17 protein-coding genes and 1 tRNA gene are annotated in these 18086 nt (G+C 46.8%); 16 read left to right on the top strand and 2 right to left on the bottom strand.

Translation table 11 applies throughout. The features are described 5' to 3' along the window. Window position 1: 1 nt before the first annotated feature. The 15 genes from KIU71_RS11215 to KIU71_RS11285 all read left to right on the top strand — a co-directional run bounded on the left by KIU71_RS11215 (window position 2) and on the right by KIU71_RS11285 (window position 14898). On the top strand, window positions 2-1606 hold the full coding sequence (locus KIU71_RS11215) for a substrate-binding periplasmic protein (RefSeq protein ID WP_214131358.1): 1605 nt from the start codon (window positions 2-4) through the stop codon (window positions 1604-1606). Then, window positions 1599-3005, top strand: a complete 1407-nt coding sequence (gene dbpA, locus KIU71_RS11220) for an ATP-dependent RNA helicase DbpA (protein ID WP_214131359.1) — start codon at window positions 1599-1601, stop codon at window positions 3003-3005. The genes KIU71_RS11215 and dbpA overlap by 8 nt, the downstream gene beginning before the upstream one ends. 33 nt (window positions 3006-3038) lie before the next feature. Further along, window positions 3039-3455 carry an MAPEG family protein gene (locus tag KIU71_RS11225; RefSeq protein WP_214131360.1) on the top strand — a complete coding sequence of 139 codons (417 nt, stop codon included), beginning with the start codon at window positions 3039-3041 and terminating at the stop codon, window positions 3453-3455. A gap of 10 nt (window positions 3456-3465) precedes the next feature. Continuing rightward, a complete protein-coding gene (locus KIU71_RS11230) occupies window positions 3466-4104 on the top strand; it encodes an RraA family protein (RefSeq protein ID WP_214131361.1) in 639 nt (212 codons plus the stop codon). Between the two features lie 18 nt (window positions 4105-4122). Continuing rightward, a complete protein-coding gene (locus KIU71_RS11235; RefSeq protein WP_214131362.1) occupies window positions 4123-5976 on the top strand; it encodes an ABC transporter ATP-binding protein in 1854 nt (617 codons plus the stop codon). A gap of 163 nt (window positions 5977-6139) precedes the next feature. Further along, window positions 6140-6216, top strand: a tRNA-Trp gene (locus KIU71_RS11240). 69 nt (window positions 6217-6285) lie between these two features. Then, complete coding sequence (gene secE / locus KIU71_RS11245) at window positions 6286-6663, top strand: preprotein translocase subunit SecE (RefSeq protein WP_214131363.1); 378 nt, start codon at window positions 6286-6288, stop codon at window positions 6661-6663. A gap of 2 nt (window positions 6664-6665) precedes the next feature. Next, window positions 6666-7205 (top strand): transcription termination/antitermination protein NusG, encoded by a 540-nt coding sequence (nusG, locus tag KIU71_RS11250; RefSeq protein ID WP_214131364.1) that lies wholly within the window; start codon window positions 6666-6668, stop codon window positions 7203-7205. Between the two features lie 108 nt (window positions 7206-7313). After that, window positions 7314-7904 carry a DUF502 domain-containing protein gene (locus KIU71_RS11255; RefSeq protein WP_214131365.1) on the top strand — a complete coding sequence of 197 codons (591 nt, stop codon included), beginning with the start codon at window positions 7314-7316 and terminating at the stop codon, window positions 7902-7904. Between the two features lie 796 nt (window positions 7905-8700). Further along, window positions 8701-9351, top strand: coding sequence for a hypothetical protein (locus KIU71_RS11260; protein WP_214131366.1), 651 nt, complete (start codon window positions 8701-8703; stop codon window positions 9349-9351). Between the two features lie 82 nt (window positions 9352-9433). Next, window positions 9434-11449 carry a hypothetical protein gene (locus tag KIU71_RS11265; protein WP_214131367.1) on the top strand — a complete coding sequence of 672 codons (2016 nt, stop codon included), beginning with the start codon at window positions 9434-9436 and terminating at the stop codon, window positions 11447-11449. Window positions 11450-11544: 95 nt separating this feature from the next. Continuing rightward, the gene (locus tag KIU71_RS11270; RefSeq protein ID WP_214131368.1) at window positions 11545-12096 is read left to right on the top strand and encodes an RNA polymerase sigma factor; all 552 of its coding nucleotides are present in this window, start codon (window positions 11545-11547) and stop codon (window positions 12094-12096) included. Continuing rightward, entirely contained in the window at window positions 12081-12833 is a 753-nt protein-coding gene (locus KIU71_RS11275; protein WP_214131369.1) for an anti-sigma factor, read from the top strand. The genes KIU71_RS11270 and KIU71_RS11275 overlap by 16 nt, the downstream gene beginning before the upstream one ends. 2 nt (window positions 12834-12835) lie before the next feature. Continuing rightward, window positions 12836-14086, top strand: coding sequence for a hypothetical protein (locus tag KIU71_RS11280; protein ID WP_214131370.1), 1251 nt, complete (start codon window positions 12836-12838; stop codon window positions 14084-14086). Window positions 14087-14514: 428 nt separating this feature from the next. Beyond that, the gene (locus tag KIU71_RS11285) at window positions 14515-14898 is read left to right on the top strand and encodes a hypothetical protein (protein WP_214131371.1); all 384 of its coding nucleotides are present in this window, start codon (window positions 14515-14517) and stop codon (window positions 14896-14898) included. Between the two features lie 57 nt (window positions 14899-14955). On the opposite strand, the gene KIU71_RS11290 is transcribed toward KIU71_RS11285, so the two are convergent. Further along, complete coding sequence (locus tag KIU71_RS11290; protein WP_214131372.1) at window positions 14956-15429, bottom strand: hypothetical protein; 474 nt, start codon at window positions 15427-15429, stop codon at window positions 14956-14958. A 148-nt stretch (window positions 15430-15577) separates the two neighbouring features. Here KIU71_RS11290 and KIU71_RS11295 point away from each other — a divergent pair, with 148 nt between their 5' ends. Then, a complete protein-coding gene (locus tag KIU71_RS11295) occupies window positions 15578-17305 on the top strand; it encodes an ATP-binding response regulator (RefSeq protein WP_214131373.1) in 1728 nt (575 codons plus the stop codon). Here the strand turns inward: KIU71_RS11295 and KIU71_RS11300 are convergent. Further along, on the bottom strand, window positions 17302-17943 hold the full coding sequence (locus KIU71_RS11300; RefSeq protein ID WP_214131374.1) for a response regulator: 642 nt from the start codon (window positions 17941-17943) through the stop codon (window positions 17302-17304). The genes KIU71_RS11295 and KIU71_RS11300 overlap by 4 nt on opposite strands. Between the last annotated feature and the right edge of the window lie 143 nt (window positions 17944-18086).

Raw genomic sequence — 18086 nt, forward strand, 5'->3', positions numbered from 1 at the left:
CTTGAAAATACTCGTTCACTGGATATGCGTTTGGGTTTTGTTGTGCAGCGTTGCTGGCAAACTTGATGCAGCCGAGAAGAGCACGCCAGAAGCACAAACGCTTGGCGTTTACTCCAGCATATTGCCGGTGTTCAGTGAACAGTTAGCCAACGGTGAACCTGCCGGGTATTCAATTGAGTTTGCACAGGGCATACTAAAATCCGCCGGTTATAACGCCGATATCGTTCAGCTTCCCTTTGCACGTTTGATGCGAGAAATGTCGCTCGGACCCGCAGCCGTTGCCACTGGGGTGGGTCGCATACCTGAAAGAGAGGACCAATTTTTTTGGATTGCGCCGATGACGGCGAACGTGATTGGTCTGTTTGCAAAATCGGGGCGCATCGACCCTAATCTCACTCAAGAGCAACTGAGTCAGCTCCGCTCCGTTGCCGTGTTGCGCGGGGATTATCGCGTTGAGATCCTTAACACATTGAATGTACCTTATGTTTTAGAAGTGAACACGTGGACGCAAGCGGTGAAAGCGGTGCTTAAAGACCGCGTTGATGCGGTTTTTCTGTCCGACTTGGGTATCGGCCTGACCTGTCGAACCGCCAATCTGGCGTGTGATTCGCTACAAAAAATTTATACGCACAATGTGCTGTTTAGTTATCTGGTCATGCCAAAGGTTGAAGGCAATCGCGCACACGCGATTGCGTTGGGTAAAGCCGCTCAACGCTATGTATTATCTCGTGAGTTTGAGGCATTAACTCAGCGCTGGATACCTGCATTACAGCAAGTCGCCGATCATGTGGAAGTGAGAGACGGTGTCGTGAGCATGGGGCGAATCGATGAAAAAGCCAATGCAGAGCGGTCGCTGTGGGTGCTAACGAGTCTCGAACCTGGCTTTAGTGAACGCGATGAACGCGGCACAGTCACCGGCTATGCGGCAGAACTGGTGAAAGGTATTTTGACCGAAGCAGGTTTGCCGCAGACTATCTTGGCTGCACCGTGGCAACGTATATTGATTGAAAGCCAGATGAAGTCCGATGTGTTGGTGTTTTCCATTGCACGTACCCCTGAGCGTGAGGATGACTTTTACTGGATTTCGCCCATCTCAGCCAACGCCTATTCATTGTTTGGTCGATGGTCGTCAAACGAGGTATCGCAAAAGCGCATACAAAGCCTTAAAGAGTTACCTTCTCAAACCAGTGTTGCTGTGCTGGCTGGCGATTTTCGTGAGCGTCAGGTCGTTCAGGCTGGCTTAACCGCGCATCCATCGGAAACGACGGAACAGGCATTTCTTAGTTTTATGCAGGGGCAGTCAGACTATTTCTATTCCTCCGAAAGTGGATTGTTTCTGTTGTGCAAACGGCTAGCGGCAGACTGCGCTGATGTGAAGCGTGTGTTCACCACCGACATTACCGAAACCTATCTGGCGGTTTCACGAAAGGGAACGTCGCCAGAGTTGGTACGCAATCTAACGCGAGCGGCAAACACCTTTAAGCGTTCAAATGAATATCACCAGCTTGCTGATAACTGGCTGGCTACTTTTGCCCAACGCGAGATGCCGCCGATGCATCAGCACGAGGGCGTCATTAATTTATGGCAACAAACAACCGATGACTAATACCACTGATTTTTCGTTTTCTTCACTGCCGCTTCGAGATGATTTGCGTGAAGGGCTTGTGTCCCTTGGTTTTGATAAGGCAACGCCGGTTCAAATGCAATCGTTACCGCACAGCTTAACAGGACGTGACATTGTCGCTCAGGCACAAACGGGTTCAGGAAAAACGTTGGCGTTCGCGCTGACGCTCCTCAATAACTTGGATAGCAGCCTGACCAAGCCTTCAGCGTTGGTGCTTTGCCCTACACGAGAGTTGGCTGAGCAAGTGGCTGAGCAAATTCGCACGGTGGCGAAAAATATCGCGAACACCAAGGTATTACTGTTGTGTGGTGGCGTGCCGGTGCCGCCGCAAATTTCCTCGCTGGCGCACGGGGCGAACGTGATTGTGGGCACTCCGGGCCGAGTCGTCGATCACATCATGAAAGGGCGATTGATACTGAGCAGCGTGCATCACTTTGTGTTGGATGAAGCGGATCGGATGCTTGATATGGGATTTGAGGACGAACTTAAGGTGATTAATCGTGCGTTGCCAAGAGCGAAGCAGACACTACTGTTTTCCGCGACCTTTCCGCCCAGTGTTGAAAGTATCGTCGCTTCGGTTGTGACGGACGCAGAGCGTATCACCGTCAACAAAACAGAGTCGTTTAGTCATATTCGGCAGCGCGTTTACCGTGTTGATGAAGCACAACGCCTGCCAACCCTGTGTGCTGTGTTAACTGACCAGCAACCGTCCAGCGCCATCGTGTTTTGCATCACGAAAAAAGAAACACAGCAGGTTGCTTCTGAACTCAACGCGGCGGGGTTCTCGGTAGTTGCCTTGCACGGTGATTTAGAGCAACGCGAGCGAACAGAAATGTTGGCTCAATTTACGGCAGGCAGTGCGCTAACCCTGGTTGCTACTGATGTTGCGGCACGTGGGTTAGACATTGAGGATGTGCCGTTGGTCATTAATTATCGTCTGAGTGACGATGCCGACACCCACATCCATCGTATTGGTCGAACTGGCCGGGCAGGAAAAAAAGGGATGGCGATATCGTTAATGAGCGACGATGAGGAAATCCGCGCCGCGAGAATCGAAGAGCAGCTACAGATCGTGTTAGAAAAATCAGGGGGGCAGGCGCTGCGTTTCCATGCCAATCGGATTGTGCAGCCCGATATGGCCTGCATCAGTGTTGCTGGTGGTAAAAAAGACAAACTGCGACCGGGTGATTTGCTGGGCGCACTAACTCAGGACGCAAAAATACCTGTAGAAGATATAGGTAAAATAAAAATCACGTCCACCCATAGCTACTTAGCGATAAAAGCGCGCAGTGTGAAACGGGCATTAGGGCTTTTTCGAGATGGAAAAATAAAAGGCAAACGGTTTCGCGCTCGCAAACTTAATGCGTTACAGTCTTATTAGTTTTTTCGCGTAAGCGACTACTGAGGATATTTTATGTCACCTACTTATTTTGCCTTAGCGGGTTATATCGCTTGGACCATGTTGTTATTAATTGTGCTCGCGGGCTATCGAACCGTGCTGATTTCGTCGCAGAAACGTTCATCATTAAAGTTTGCTAATGATGGCTCTGACGTACCGGATCTTGGCCACCGTATCACCCGGGCACAAGCCAATTGCGCTGAGAGCTTCGTGTTTGTCGGTGGAACATTGTTATTCGCGATTGCGACCGGCAGTACCGTGATCACCGATGGCTTAGCATTGATCGTGTTGGCTGCTCGTCTTGGGCAATCCATAGTGCACATGGTGTCAACGGCTAACTTGGCGATTCAGGTGCGTTTCGTGTTGTTTCTGATCCAACTTGGCATTTGTGGCTACTGGCTAATCATGCTAGTCACCAAGTTTAGCCAATAAGGGAGAGCGCATGGCAATCGAACCGACCCTAGACAACCTTTATCAACAGCTTTCTGTGCTGTCGCCGTGTGATTTGGCCGACGCACTGCCGTTTGAGCAATTCGTTGATCCCGCTATTGCCGGTTTATGGGCGAAAATGCCTCGCATAGTGGGCCGTGCGTTTACGGTTGAATGTTTCGACAATGATCACCTTATGTTTCATGCCGCCGTTTACCGAGCGCATGCCGGTGACATTATTGTCGCTAAAGGCGGCGCATCTGCTATGGCGGGTGGAAATGTGTGCGCCATTGCGCAACGTCGCGGGGTGACAGGGTTCATCATTGACGGGAGTATTCGTGATCTAGCCGAGATAAGGACCATGGCGTTTCCCGTGTTTGCGCGCAATGTTATGCCTAAACCCGGTGTGAAAAAACAACTCGGCACGCTCGGCGAGACAATTGAGTGCGGCGGTGTGGCAATCCATCGGGGCGACTTTATCGTTGCCGATGAAGAAGGTATCGCCGTGATCCCAGCAGCAGATGTCGCGAATGCTATCAAAATCGCGTCTGCGAGAGCGCTTAAAGACGCAAGCCTGTCACTTGATGATTGGCAGGCACAGCATGAAGCAACGGTGTCAAAGGCATTGCGTTCGTTAGGTTTTACTGAATAAATTTCTTCAAGGGTTTTCATGTTTTCATTTTTCGAGCGCTTAACCAAAGCGTTCCCCGACGAGGCGCCTACACAGCCGCCTAAATCGGTTTGGGCTTTCTGTCGTTATTACACCAAAGGCATGTGGCCGGTTATCTTCATGGTGTCACTGTTCAGTGCTGTGATTGCAAGTTTAGAAGTGGCGCTATTCGGTTTTATGGGCCAGTTGGTAGATTGGCTTTCAACGCGTGACAGAGAGACATTTCTGGCTGAAGAACAATCCACGCTAATCCTCTACGGCGCGGTTGTGTTAGTAATTATACCTGGGCTGATTATCGTGCACTCCCTGTTAAAGCATCAGTCTTTGATGGGAAATTATCCCATGCGGATCCGCTGGCTTGCCCATCGTTATTTACTTGGCCAGAGCCTGAGCTTTTTTCAAAACGAATTTGCGGGACGTGTGGCAACGAAAGTGATGCAAACTGCACTGGCGGTGCGCGAAACGGTGATGAAGTTACTGGACCTCATGGTGTATGTGGCCGTTTATTTTTTCAGCGTGGTGTTTTTAGTCTTTGCCGTTGATTGGCGGCTGAGTATTCCCTTGTTGGTCTGGCTGGGTTTATACATCACCATTTTGCGTTTCATTCTGCCGCGACTGAAACAGATATCCGAGCATCAAGCCGATGCACGTTCCATGATGACGGGTAGAATTGTCGATTCATACACTAACATGATGACCGTTAAACTGTTTTCACACAGTCAGCGAGAGTCGAGCTACGCGAAAGAAGCAATGCAAGGCTTTCTGGATACGGTGCATCCGCAAATGCGTTTGGTCACCGTGCTGGTGGGTTGCGTTGAAATGCTCAACGGGTGCTTGATATTCGTTATGGGCGGGTTGTCTGTTTATCTGTGGTTGCAACAAATAGCAACTCCGGGTGATATCGCGATTGCTGTGGGTTTATGCTTAAGATTAAATGGCATTTCGCACTGGATCATGTGGGAAGTGTCATCACTGTTCGAAAATATCGGCACTGTGCAAGACGGTATTAATACCCTTTCACGTCCCATCGCTGTGCAAGACAAAGCGAATGCCCAAGCCCTCAACGTGAGCGGCGGCGAAGTGGTTTTCGAACAGGTCGGCTTTGCCTATGAAGAGTCTAGTGAGTCCGCCAAAATTTCGCGTTTGCCGGTATTTGATAACTTAAACCTGACCATTAAAGCGGGAGAAAAAATTGGTTTAGTGGGGCGTTCCGGCGCAGGTAAGTCAACACTGGTTAATTTGCTGTTACGGTTTTACGATGTGCAGAAAGGGGCCATCAAAATAGATGGCGTTGATATTCGCGACATCGATCAGGAAAGCTTGCGCGCTAAAATCAGTATGGTTACGCAAGACACCTCATTGCTACATCGTTCGGTACGTGAAAACATCGTATATGGTCGAAATGACGCCGGCGAGGAAGCCATGTTAACCGCGGCTAAAAACGCCGAGGCACATGAGTTTATTCAACAATTGACCGACCCCAACGATCGTACCGGTTACGATGCTCATGTGGGTGAACGTGGTGTTAAATTGTCCGGTGGCCAGCGGCAACGCGTGGCGATTGCGCGAGTGATGTTAAAAGATGCGCCTATTTTAATTCTTGATGAAGCAACGTCAGCATTGGATTCAGAGGTTGAAGTGGCGATTCAGCAGTGCCTCAATCGGATGATGGAAAACAAAACAGTACTGGCAATTGCGCATCGTTTATCAACAATCGCGCAGATGGATCGGTTACTGGTACTGGATAAAGGCGAAATTGTTGAGTCAGGTACACACGCTGAGCTTATTCGTAAAGATGGTATCTACGCCAAGCTATGGGCGCATCAAACCGGCGGATTTATCGGTGTTGAATAGCCTGTACTGACAGGTGGTAAGCGAATTGTGACTTGTATCCAAAAGTGGAATAAGTATAATGCTGCTCCCTTCCTTGCGATGCCCCCAGATTCAAACAATCTAGAGACTTCACAAGGTAAGTGTAACTATTAAACGGTGTTCGCCTGCGCGGTCACTATACAATAGGGGTGTAGTTCGAATTGGTAGAACAGCGGTCTCCAAAACCGATGGTTGGGGGTTCGAGTCCCTCCACCCCTGCCAGATTGATGATGTTGGTGCAGTGCATCAGCTCAGCAACATGAAGTTGCTGTCGTTTAGGACAAATAAGTCATGAGTGAGAAAGTAGAAAATTCATCGGGTGCGGTTGATATGCTCAAGTGGTTGATTGTATTTGCGCTACTTGCAGGTGTGATCACCGCCAATTATATGTATGAAGACTACTCGGTACTGTATCGCGCTTTAGGTGCGGTTGTGGGTGTTGTTATTGCCGGTTTCATTGCCGCGTCGACAACCAAGGGTAGTGCATTCATTACTTATGCGAAGGAATCACGTACAGAAGTGAGAAAAGTGGTTTGGCCATCACGTCAAGAAGCGACGCAAACCACGCTTATCGTTATCGCAGCAACGGTAGTTATGGCACTCATTCTTTGGGGTCTTGACGGTATTATCGTTCGCGTCGTTGGCTGGATCACGGGCATAGGAGCTTAAGTATGTCGGATACAAAAAGATGGTATGTCGTTCAAGCGTTTTCGCAGTATGAAGGCCGGGTTAAGAAAACGCTCGAAGAGTATATCAAAATGCACAACATGGAAGAGCATTTTGGCCAAATTCTGGTTCCTACCGAAGAAGTGGTTGAAATGCGAGCGGGCCAGAAACGCAAATCTGAGCGTAAATTCTATCCAGGTTATGTGTTAGTTGAAATGGCCATGAACGAGCAGTCTTGGCACTTGGTTAAGAGTGTACCCAGAGTACTAGGCTTTATTGGTGGTACGTCTGACCGGCCTATGCCTATCACTCAGCGCGAAGCGGACAACATTTTAAATCGTTTGGAAGAGTCGGTCGACAAGCCAAAACCGAAAACGTTGTTCGAACCGGGCGAAGTGGTTCGGGTTACTGATGGTCCCTTTGCGGACTTCAATGGTGTGGTTGAAGAAGTTGACTATGAGAAGAGCCGCGTGAAGGTTTCCGTGCTTATCTTTGGTCGCTCAACGCCAGTTGATCTAGAGTTTAGCCAGGTCGAAAAAGGCTAAGATTTTGGACCGGTTAATAAGCCCGATATCGCCAGTGCGAATCGGGTTTTTTTGTATATAGGGTACACTTATTGCCATTGGCAGATATTCCACTGTTAAGGACACATCATGCTTCAAAAATTAGGTTTAACGGTTGCGAAGGGATTATTGGCATTACTCCCCATTTCACTCACGCTGTTTGTGATCATTTGGCTAGTGACCACGATCGAGGAAAGTGTACTCCCCTTTATTCCACATACCCTATATTTTCCGGGCTTAGGCGTATTGATTACACTGCTGGCGCTGATTATTGTCGGGCTGTTAGTTAACGCCTATATTCTGCAACTGCTGATCGCATGGGGAAATGGTTTGTTAGAGCGTATTCCGCTCGTAAAAACGGTCTATGGCACGATCCACGACGCGGTGAATCTGATCAAAGTCGGAAAAGAGCAGGAAATGAAGAGCGTCGTGTCAGTTAGAGTTACCGACGCAATCCACTTGATTGGTTTTATCACCAACGACGAAGGCGCTAAGTCAATCTTCAAAGACGCCAATAAAATCGGCGTGTATGTTCCATTAAGTTACCAGATAGGGGGATACACCCTGTACATCGATCGCGACCAGATCACACCGCTCGACATAGACGTAGAAACAGCCATGCGCATCTCCCTAACGGGTGGTAGCAGCAATCAGAAGGTCAAGCCGGGTCCTGAGCTTTAGCGTTCCCTCAAGACTTCTGAACCTCTGAGCTCAGGAATCTCGATGTGAACTAAAATCGCATTGTCGCAGCCGGTAGATGTGAGCGGCCCTTACAATGTTTTGAGAGCAAACGTAGGGTAATTGCCCTAGTTCGTCGCAGATCAATCCGCACACCTTGGACAGTTAGTTTGGCTGGCTTTATCAGCAACATTACACTGGTTGAACGGCTCCGCTGGGGCTCCTGTTACCTGTCAGATAAAACATCGGTTAGATTTCAGTACTGGTTTTTATAGTCTTACGTTTTTCTCGATCTTTCCTTAAATTGTCTAGCGATGCTGCTTAGATTCGTCCGTCAAATCAGAATAGGTCTTTATGAATAAAATGGGCGAAAACAGTTGGCAACTGCAAACACACCCCATTGTCACATCTTCTTTGACTATAACGTTTATTAAACTGCAAAAGTAAATTACAGTCATTCACAAGCGAGATAAGCGTTGATTTGGAAGTTGAACGCCTGTGCGCAAACTCGGACTTAAGAATCAGATATCTTACAGCTTCGCTCGATGAACAGTTTAGTCAAAATGACTTAAGCGTAGTGACGGCAATTATACTATTTGGCAAAGAAACAAGTCTGGGCTATGGATACCAAGGAAATGGGAATCCATTTATCTTTGGTTTGCACTTTAGAAACTGGTCAATTAACTCTCTTGATGAGTTGGTCTATACAAGGTGTTGGCGTCACATGACCTTGTTTTTTATAAGATTTAAGGTGATAGTGCACGGCTATGTTTAATGTTTTTTGTTGAGGGTGGAAGTGATGGGTAAACCGGCAATCGGCTTTTTGTTAATCGCGTTGATATACTGGGCAATTCCAGCAAACGCTAATAATGACGATTCATTAAATAACATAAAAGACGATGCTTTACGCGCATGTATCTCCCGAGCACTGGACGAGGGAAGTGCGCTAAGCGACGTTAAACGTCTTAAATGCCACTCCGAAGGTGTCGAATCCCTTGAAGGGATAGCGTTGCTCCCAAATTTAAGCACATTGTCGCTTTTCAATAATCACATTGAACACGCTGATTTACGGGAACTTAGCCAACTCACCACTTTAAATCTGGCAAAAAACCGCTTATCGATACTTAATGTTGAAGGTTTGAGCCATTTAGAAAACTTGTTCGCTTTTGACAACCAACTTGAGACTGTCAGTTTAAATGGGCTTTCAGCGCTCACTAAACTGCGTTTGATGCAAAATAAAATCACGGAATTAGATCTTAGCAATTTGCAAGCCCTGGAATCTGCTTACCTTTTTGACAATCAACTTGAAGACCTATCAATCGATGGATTGAGTGCACTTACTTTCCTTGACGTAAAGCAGAATCCTATGCCTGATGAGCTTTACGATTTCTTTGACGAACAGGATGGCATTGTTATCGTGCATGACGGCAATGCAGACGATTGGAAATAAAATTTAAAAAAATACGCGTTTCCTGCAACCCCTAAAAAAAGTTGGCGTAAGTCACAGTGAATCAAATAAAACGAGACTCACTATGACTTTCAAACGAACGCTTTTTCCTCTTATAAGTATCGCTGTGCTAACCGCCTGTGGTTCTGACAATGATGACGGATATGATGTAATTGATGATCCTGTCGCCGCACCTGCACCTGCGCCAGACCCTGTTGCAGAAAATTTTCCTATTCAATCAGAGACGCCAGAAGCGGTGCTATTGGCTGATGTTGGAAACGTTTTTGTTTCAGCAGAAGGACTTTCTCTGTACTTTTTTGCTAATGATGACGCCGGTGCTTCCAACTGTAACGCCGATGAAGGCGCGCCAGCAGGCGCATCAACCGACCGTGAGAGTTGTGCAGGGCGCTGGCCACCATTATTGGTTGGAGAAGGGGCAGCGTTCACGCCTTCATTTACGCAAATTGAGCGAGCTGACGGTACTTATCAGTGGGCTTACAACGGTTATCCTGTTTATCAGTTCGCCGAAGACTCAGCGCAAGGTGATGTTTTTGGTGATGGAGCTGGAGATGTTTTTGATCTTGCCCGTCCTTCACCGATCATTCGTTTCGAAAACAGCGATAGTGCTGAACTTTCTGCATATGGACACGTACTGTCAGCATCGAATCCAGCCGGAGAAATTGAACTGGCGCGTTTAGAGAAAAACGGCTTTAGTCTTTACACCTTTGACAATGATCCACTGGATACTGCTACCTGTTTGACGCTAGGTGATGGCGCATGTCTCAACGCGTGGCCACCTGTTTTAGCAGATAATGGCGCCAAACCTTCAGGCTTGTTTGATGTGATCACACAAGAAAGCGGTGTGACGCAATGGACGTTCAGGGGTAAACCGCTTTATTTGTTTGGCAACGACAACGAACCCGGTGATACCAATGGTCAAGGAGCAGGGGATGTTTGGTTTTTGGCGACTCAAGCTCCTGCTATTCAACGTCCTATCAATGACAATCAATGGCTTACGGCCACAGGACGCGTTCAAATTCTGGCGCCAGATGACAACGGTGATCTAGTGTCGACATCTGCCGACAAAGATCAGTTCTCATTGTATACCTTTGCGAATGATGAGCCTGGTGTATCCAATTGCACAGGAGGCTGCGCAGAAAGTTGGCCAGCATTTTTAGCGACTGGGCACGATCAAGCTGTGGGTCAGTTTTCTATTATCGAGCGCAGTGACGGTTACATGCAGTGGGCCTATCAGTCACAGCCTTTATACTTCTTTAGTGGCGATTCTGCGCCAGATGAAACTAACGGTCAAGGCGCGGGTGACGTATGGTTTTTGGTACCACCATCTACCACTGACTTCAATCAAATTGACTCACCACTGGGTGCGACGTTGTCGGTGCATGGACGTGTGAACACACTGCAAGTAGATGATAATGGCGAGTTCTTTGTGCAGACTTCCGACAAAACAGGTTTTCAGCTTTATAACTTCGATAATGACGAGGCACTGAGCAGTAACTGCACATCGTCCGGTTGCGCAGCAAACTGGCCGGCACTTCTAGCCACAGAAAATGATGAAGCCACAGCACCGTTTTCAATATTCCAACGTGATGATGGCTATTATCAGTGGGCATTAAACTACAAACCCCTATATTTCTTCACTCCTGATGAAGTTGCAGGTGACCAGTTTGGCGAATCGGCAGGCGATGTGTGGTGGGTAGCTCGTCCAGCACCAATGCGACTTTCACAGTTTGAAGACATCGGCGCTGGTTTCGTTGCACATCGTTTAGATATCGCAGGTGCGCAGCCAGATGGCGATACTTTGGAAGGTTTTACGTTATATATCTTTGAGAACGACGTGCCAAATTCTGGTGAATCAAGCTGCACGGGTAACTGTGCAAATGTTTGGCCTCCTCTTTATGCGGAAAGTATGGTTCAGGCATATGGCGATTATGGTGTGATCTCACGCATTACTGACGACGGAGAGACTCGTTATCAATGGACCTATCGTGGAATGCCTCTTTACTTCTTTGCCAATGACGAGCAGCCAGGCGACGCAAATGGACATGATGTGAACAACTTCTTTGTTGCCATACCTAACTAGATATGACTTCAATAGAGTATATTTAACATTCGAATTAAGCACAGACTAACCAGAATTAGTCTGTGCTCTACAACACTGTAATTCTTTTGATGGAAATGACTGATTTAATAAATTTGCTTCAACGTGTAGCGCTTGACGATCAAATAGCTTTCGCCAAACTTTATCAACAGTGCGCGCCAAAACTAAATGGTATTGCCCGGTTAATGGTACGCGATGCTGAAAAAGCCAATGAGGTGCTACACGATGCGTTTATGCAAATTTGGAAAAACGCCGATGAGTACCAAGAGCACAAATCGGAGCCCATGACCTGGATGAGCAGTATTGTAAAGTTTCGTGCGTTAGACTTGCTGAGAAAGCAAGGTCGACGGTTGGAAGGAAGGTTCAACAGATTGTCCGATGAAGAGTATCTTGAATTAGAAAATACGCTGCATTGGCAAAAAGAGAATACAAACACGGCGACGTTGTCACTTGGTATGCAAACATGCCTTTCGCAACTTTCAGGTGATCAAAAAGACGCAGTGATTTTTGCATATCTATACGGGTACAGCCGTGAAGATATTGCGCATATATTCACCACATCTGTGAATACAGTAAAGTCTTGGCTACACCGAGGCGTAAGGAATTTGCAGCAATGCTTAACCCAATAAAACGCTACATGAACCCCGATGTGATTGAGCATATTGCATTGCGATATACACTTGGTCACTTAACGCCAAGAGCGCGAGCAAGAGCGGATTCGCTTGTAAGACTTCCCGAATATCAAGCGCTCAAACAAGAGATTGAAAAGCAACAAATGTTATTGCAACCTCTTCACGATGCTGCGCCAACTATTGCACCAGACCCCAAAATTTGGCGTTCATTGGCCGCTGAAATCACCAGTGAAGAGTCCAATATAGAACCACTTAAGCCAAAACCGAGTGTAAGACAAAAAAACATCGGACCATTTTTAAGTATGGCCGCAAGTGTGCTCTTTGTGGCGTTGCTAGCTCTATTTATCATGCCGTCGGAAGAGCAGCGCCCAGCGTTGAGTTACGTTGCGGTAATGACTGACGCGCAAAACAATGCCGCAATCGTAGCAGCCACCTACGGCGAAGGGCAGGGGTTGGTGCTTGACTTAGTCAACCTGCCACAGATCGAGAATGATGTCTCTTACGAGTTGTGGGTTACGTCGAAAACCGATGCACAAACACGCAGTCTGGGGCTTATTAGTGCTGCTGATACGAGCATAATAAGACCTTTGAACAATGCGGAATGGAGATTGATAAAAGACAGTGCAACCTTGCTTGTCACTGTTGAAGAGTTGGGTGGTTCACCGTTAGGAGAGCCACTAGGTGAGGTTGTTGCCGAAGGGCTATGCGTTAGGTTGAGTGCGTGGGAAGCGTGACGATGTCAAAGGCATGTTTTTTACTTTGCAGTGTTATTGCGCTTCCCGGTTTGGCGAATGGGGTGGTCGATAACATCACTGTCGACCCCAGTGCGCGATGGCGCTTTCAGAACGTTAACGACTCACTGCAGGGGGATGCACAAGCTCACACCTTGATGCTTCGTTTAACGGCAACCAGTAACGTAACGCCATCATTGACGGGAATGATTCAAACCGATTATGTGTATGCTTTTAATAGAGGCAACTACAGTGATGGTGTTGTGCGCCGCGATGCGGCATTTATCCCCGATCCACAAGGTGTCGATTTAAACCAGCTATGGTTGAGCTATCAACTGCATTGGGGGGCTGATATCACGTTGGGACGGCAGCAGCTTAGCGTCGACAACGAACGTCATTTGGGCGGAAATAGCTTTTGGCAGAATGAGCAAACGTTCGATGCACTGCTCTACAAGCAGTCTTGGTTAAATGGGCTCAAGATACGCTATACCTACATTAACCAAGTCAATCGTATTTTTGGTCGTGATGCCGATGCGCAATTGCAAACTGACGACATACGATTTGATGATTTCTCCACAAGACCCGCCATTGAGCAGGGCGTCCATAAACACAACTCTCACCTTTTTGATGTTGCATTTGAGATAAATAATTCACTAAAAATCGCTGGATTTTTGTATTCGTTGGATAACCAAACATTTAACGGCTTTTCGAGTCATACCTTGGGTGTAGTGGCAACTGGTCGACTGAAACCCGACACCATCCGTTACGATTATCGTGTAGAAACCGCTATACAAACCGATGCTTACGACAGTTCTTGGGATTATCAAGCAACCTATATTGCTATCAACGTTAGCGCACAACACAAAAGTCATCGCTTTGAGTTAGGCTACGAAAATATTGGTCAAGACAATGGTTTTGGTTTTGTTCATTCATTGGGATCTAATCATCAGTTTAATGGATGGGCCGATATCTTCGCTCAGTACAATAAGCCAGAGGGTATTGCCGACACATTCATTATGTACCGTGGACGGAGTGGCAAGCTTAGGTGGCGAGCTAAAATTCATCAATATCAATCGGCAGACCACAAGCTGGACGTTGGCAAAGAATTAAATGTCGAACTGGCCTACAGAGCTTCAATTAAATGGGAGTTGTCTGCCGCATTCGCGCGCTACAAACCTGATAGCGGTTTCGAATCCTTGGCTGAATCTCAGGTGCCCCGTACAACTGGCTTTGTGTCAGTTAAGTATCAGCTTTAGTTGGCGTAAGTCACCCAAATTAAAGCCAATTCTGTAAAAATTGGCGCTTATCGCGTTTTGTGAAACGCGGCTTCACAGAGACATTGCGTAACCCAATGCGACATCTTGCTCGTACAAATAAGGCTACAATTCTTTCATATCTGAGCCAGCAGTATCTTCAGTTTGATCATGAACGAACCTAACATTTGTTTCTCCTATAATTAGTCAAATCCAGAGAGCACGGAAGACATCAAGTCGGGCATTAACCAGAATTCACATGGTCCGCACGACGTCGCTCGTTTGTTGTTCACAATCATACAAAAGTAGTAAATAAACCGCAGGGCAGCTTGGTTCCGTGCCCTAATGTAAAAAGTATCGTTGAGGTCTCTATTCTTCACTTTACTGACCGAAAAATTTTATACGAACTACTTTTTGCTAAGGACAATCAAATGAAATACATAGCGATTATCGCGTTATCAGCAGTATTAGCAGCCTGCAGCGGCGGTGCATCTGACGAATCGGTGAAAGCTGCTGAAGCTGCACTGGGTAATATCAGTCAAGCAAAGTCTATGCTGGCCTCGGTTAATTCAGTGCCAGATGCGCAAAAATTGGAAGCTGATTTTGCGGAGATTGGACAACAATATGCTAGCGCGATGAAGGCGCTCAACAGTGCTGATCAAGGTGATATGGAAACCGCGCAGGCGCTGGCACAAGTGACCCCAAAAATTGCGATGGAGTATCAGGGAATGATGGCAGAATTAAATGCATTACAAGCTCGAAACAGTGATGCTGCGCAAGTTTTGATTGATGAGCTCAAGGCTTTTCGACCCTAGCAAAATATCATGATATGACGGCACTGCGACCAAGCGTGCCGTACTTTAATACTCCGCCTAAGAAGGTTGTTTAACCAACGCTATCATCCTTTCCATTGCTTGCTTCAAATCACCTAGCGCATTTCCACTAGGCACCGCTTTTTTAGTGCAATTATTTAGCGAAACGACCTCATTCATTACGAACTTTTCTTCCGCATATTGCAAACGTAACTGCTCAACAAGCGATACCTTGTAGTCATCAATCTGAGCTTGTAGCGTGCTCACTTGTGTATCGGTCGATTCCACGAATGATTGAAGGCCTGGTGTGATAAACGTTTCTTGAATGAAATCGTCATACTGCTGAAGTCCTTTCGCTATTATCTCCTTATCGCTAGGTGCATAAATCAAATTGGTGGATTGCGTTTTTTCGTAAAGATAGTCGAGCAATCCTTGACAAGTTTGCATCTCATTAATCGAGGGGGCCGCCTCGACTAACTGTGATGGTATTGAGACAACGATACTGACAAACAGCGCTGCAGATAATTTCTTCATAGCATACTCCTTATTGGTTTTTCTGATGGTAAAACCCAAGCAATTTCGTACAGATTATTTGCGCCTTTAGTAGCAGTTCCGAACTTTTTGCGCACTCCACTTGCGAGAATGGTAGAGTTGCAGCAACAACGGCATCGCGTTATTCCCTATGAAGTCTATAGTTTTAGATGATCAGAGCCCGATCATCAGTCAATTTGTAAAGCAGGAACAAGCAAAGCAGGTAGTTAAAGTCTACGATCCCACGCTACTTATGCAGGTATTGTTCGTTGCCGTTACTGTGTCAGTCATATACGACTCTGTAGCGACTGACTTAGTACTCATTTGGGCCTTGACCCACGCGATTATTCTTCTGCTGCGCAAGTTACTGATGAGCTGGTATGTTAAAAGCCAAGGGTCTGCGCTTATGACGGGGTGGATTGAAAAAGCAACGTTGTTCTTGGTGGTTTGTAGTTCGCTATTGTGGGGTAGTGCAGCATTTGTTCTGGATTTTAGTCAGTACCCGCAAGAATCCGTGTTTCTCATAGCCGTGAATCTTGGCATTGGAGTGGGCGCTACCGTCTTAGGCTCGCTATGGTATCGATATTTCTTTGCTTACCTCATCCCTTTCATGGGGTGTTTCATCATCTCATTTCTTTTAGGTACGCCCGATCAGTCTTTCACCTTAGCTGGTGTTTTTCTGGCATTTGGGATCTACTTGACGCGTATGGTGCAGATGAACTACCAAAACAATTTAGAAAACCTCGCTTTGCGCAAAAAAAACGAGGTGCTTGCCCATTCCACAAATCAGTTCATTGCCGCAGCAAGCCACGATTTGCGCCAACCCACACAAGCGCTCAGCTTATTTATTTCAGCGCTGGAGCAAAGTGATAAAGAAATCGACCGAGAGCGCTTGATTTCTCAACTTAAACAGAGCTCCTACGCGTTGAACGAGTTGTTAAACCAGATACTGGATGTTTCGAAGCTCAATACACAATCGATTGAAGCTGAAGTCGAGTCAGTCGACCTAACAGAAATTTTCGTGCGATTAAATCAAACGTTTGAGGCGTTGGCCGCACGCAAAGGTCTAGCGCTGTCAGTCAGTGCAAACAATCTTTGGGTAAAAACGGATGGCTTATTACTAGAGCGTCTTCTTGCCAACTTGCTTGATAACGCCGTTCATTACACTGACCAAGGCAGTGTGTCATTGATTGCGTCAACCAATGCGCAAAATCAGGTCGTTGTGACCGTAGCCGATACGGGCGCAGGGATAGATGTCACCGAGCAAAATCTAGTTTTTGAACCGTTCTATCAGGTCGGTTCTGGCTTGCGAAATGAAGACAAGGGGTTTGGTCTTGGTTTATCCATCGTAAAGTTAATTGCCGAGAAACTGAAGATTTCACTAAAATTGACATCCGCTGCAGGTCAAGGTGCACGCTTTGAACTTACGTTGACTGCCTGTGAACCCCAACCCACTCAAGCGGTTTCCGAGCAAGCGGTCATGGCTTGGCAGTTGAATGGCAAGACGGCGCTGGTAGTCGATGACAATATGTCTGTGTTAGAAAGTTTGGTTTCCCTGTTGGAGGTGTGGGGAATGAATGTGTTGCAATGTAAAGGAATGAGTGACGCTATAAGCCAAGGTGCAGAGGCGAAGCAGCTCGATATCATTCTGTCGGATCTGCGTCTTAAAAATGATGAAAATGGCATGTGTGTGATTGACGCAGTGAGATCAAAGCGTGGAGTTACCGATTTACCGGCATTAATCCTCAGTGGCGATACCGCACCGGAACGACTTGACGAGGTTATTCAACGAGGATTTACGGTTGTTCATAAACCCATCAAAGCAGGTCATCTGCGCAGTGCACTGCAGCGCCAACTACAGAAGTCGGATATTTGTTAATAAAATTTCGTCAATATGTTTAAGTTCTCAGCCTTGCGAACACAGTCGACTCTATTTTTAGCGCCCAATATTCTAAAAATGTTTTGAAGATGCGATTTAACGGTCACTTCGCTGATGAACAATACAGATGCGATACCGCTATTGCTAAGTCCTGCTTGAACCATCTTCAAGATCTCAAGCTGACGTTTACTCAATACTGACTCCGTTGAGTCTTGCGCAAATTTAGAGACGCGCATCAACGAGCGCTTTAGCCGTTCAGGAATCACTACTTCACCTTGACACGCTCGGCGTATCAAGTCTGCAATACTCTCAACAGGCAGAGACTTAGGAATGATACCCATTGCGCCTAGTGACAATGCGGACTGAAAAACCGTGAGATCTTCGACTGCAGACATGATGACAACGGGAGTATTGATACTCCGATTCAACATGGCGTGCATGAATGAGATGCCGTCAATTTCCGGCATACTAACGTCCAGTATTAATAAATCGACGGCAGGACGCTGTTTCAAATAGTCTAAAGTCCGTTGAGGCTGGCTAAGTGTCGTTATCTTAAAATCTTGTGATAAAGACTGCAGGCTTTCTTTTAGTCCGAGGCTGAACAGCGGGTGGTCATCCAAACTGACAATTTCAATCATAATGGCGCTAACACTCCAAGAGAAAACTGAGCGCAGTTTCGCACGACGCTCAGAGGGAACGACCAATTTTAATACTAAAGTATGAATTAACGTCTACGTGATCAGTATCGACGCTAACTTGATGAAGCGTTTGCGAATGATGT

Source organism: Alteromonas oceanisediminis, from assembly GCF_018474025.1.
Classification (GTDB): domain Bacteria; phylum Pseudomonadota; class Gammaproteobacteria; order Enterobacterales; family Alteromonadaceae; genus Alteromonas_E; species Alteromonas_E oceanisediminis.

What these genes read in the sequence shown, in the direction of transcription:
- dbpA (WP_214131359.1), top strand. Translation starts at nt 1,599, where the DNA reads ATGACTAATACCACTGATTTTTCGTTTTCTTCACTGCCGCTTCGAGAT.
- KIU71_RS11225 (WP_214131360.1), top strand. Translation starts at nt 3,039, where the DNA reads ATGTCACCTACTTATTTTGCCTTAGCGGGTTATATCGCTTGGACCATG.
- KIU71_RS11230 (WP_214131361.1), top strand. Translation starts at nt 3,466, where the DNA reads ATGGCAATCGAACCGACCCTAGACAACCTTTATCAACAGCTTTCTGTG.
- KIU71_RS11235 (WP_214131362.1), top strand. Translation starts at nt 4,123, where the DNA reads ATGTTTTCATTTTTCGAGCGCTTAACCAAAGCGTTCCCCGACGAGGCG.
- secE (WP_214131363.1), top strand. Translation starts at nt 6,286, where the DNA reads ATGAGTGAGAAAGTAGAAAATTCATCGGGTGCGGTTGATATGCTCAAG.
- nusG (WP_214131364.1), top strand. Translation starts at nt 6,666, where the DNA reads ATGTCGGATACAAAAAGATGGTATGTCGTTCAAGCGTTTTCGCAGTAT.
- KIU71_RS11255 (WP_214131365.1), top strand. Translation starts at nt 7,314, where the DNA reads ATGCTTCAAAAATTAGGTTTAACGGTTGCGAAGGGATTATTGGCATTA.
- KIU71_RS11260 (WP_214131366.1), top strand. Translation starts at nt 8,701, where the DNA reads ATGGGTAAACCGGCAATCGGCTTTTTGTTAATCGCGTTGATATACTGG.
- KIU71_RS11265 (WP_214131367.1), top strand. Translation starts at nt 9,434, where the DNA reads ATGACTTTCAAACGAACGCTTTTTCCTCTTATAAGTATCGCTGTGCTA.
- KIU71_RS11270 (WP_214131368.1), top strand. Translation starts at nt 11,545, where the DNA reads ATGACTGATTTAATAAATTTGCTTCAACGTGTAGCGCTTGACGATCAA.
- KIU71_RS11275 (WP_214131369.1), top strand. Translation starts at nt 12,081, where the DNA reads ATGCTTAACCCAATAAAACGCTACATGAACCCCGATGTGATTGAGCAT.
- KIU71_RS11280 (WP_214131370.1), top strand. Translation starts at nt 12,836, where the DNA reads ATGTCAAAGGCATGTTTTTTACTTTGCAGTGTTATTGCGCTTCCCGGT.
- KIU71_RS11285 (WP_214131371.1), top strand. Translation starts at nt 14,515, where the DNA reads ATGAAATACATAGCGATTATCGCGTTATCAGCAGTATTAGCAGCCTGC.
- KIU71_RS11290 (WP_214131372.1), bottom strand. Translation starts at nt 15,429, where the DNA reads ATGAAGAAATTATCTGCAGCGCTGTTTGTCAGTATCGTTGTCTCAATA.
- KIU71_RS11295 (WP_214131373.1), top strand. Translation starts at nt 15,578, where the DNA reads ATGAAGTCTATAGTTTTAGATGATCAGAGCCCGATCATCAGTCAATTT.
- KIU71_RS11300 (WP_214131374.1), bottom strand. Translation starts at nt 17,943, where the DNA reads ATGATTGAAATTGTCAGTTTGGATGACCACCCGCTGTTCAGCCTCGGA.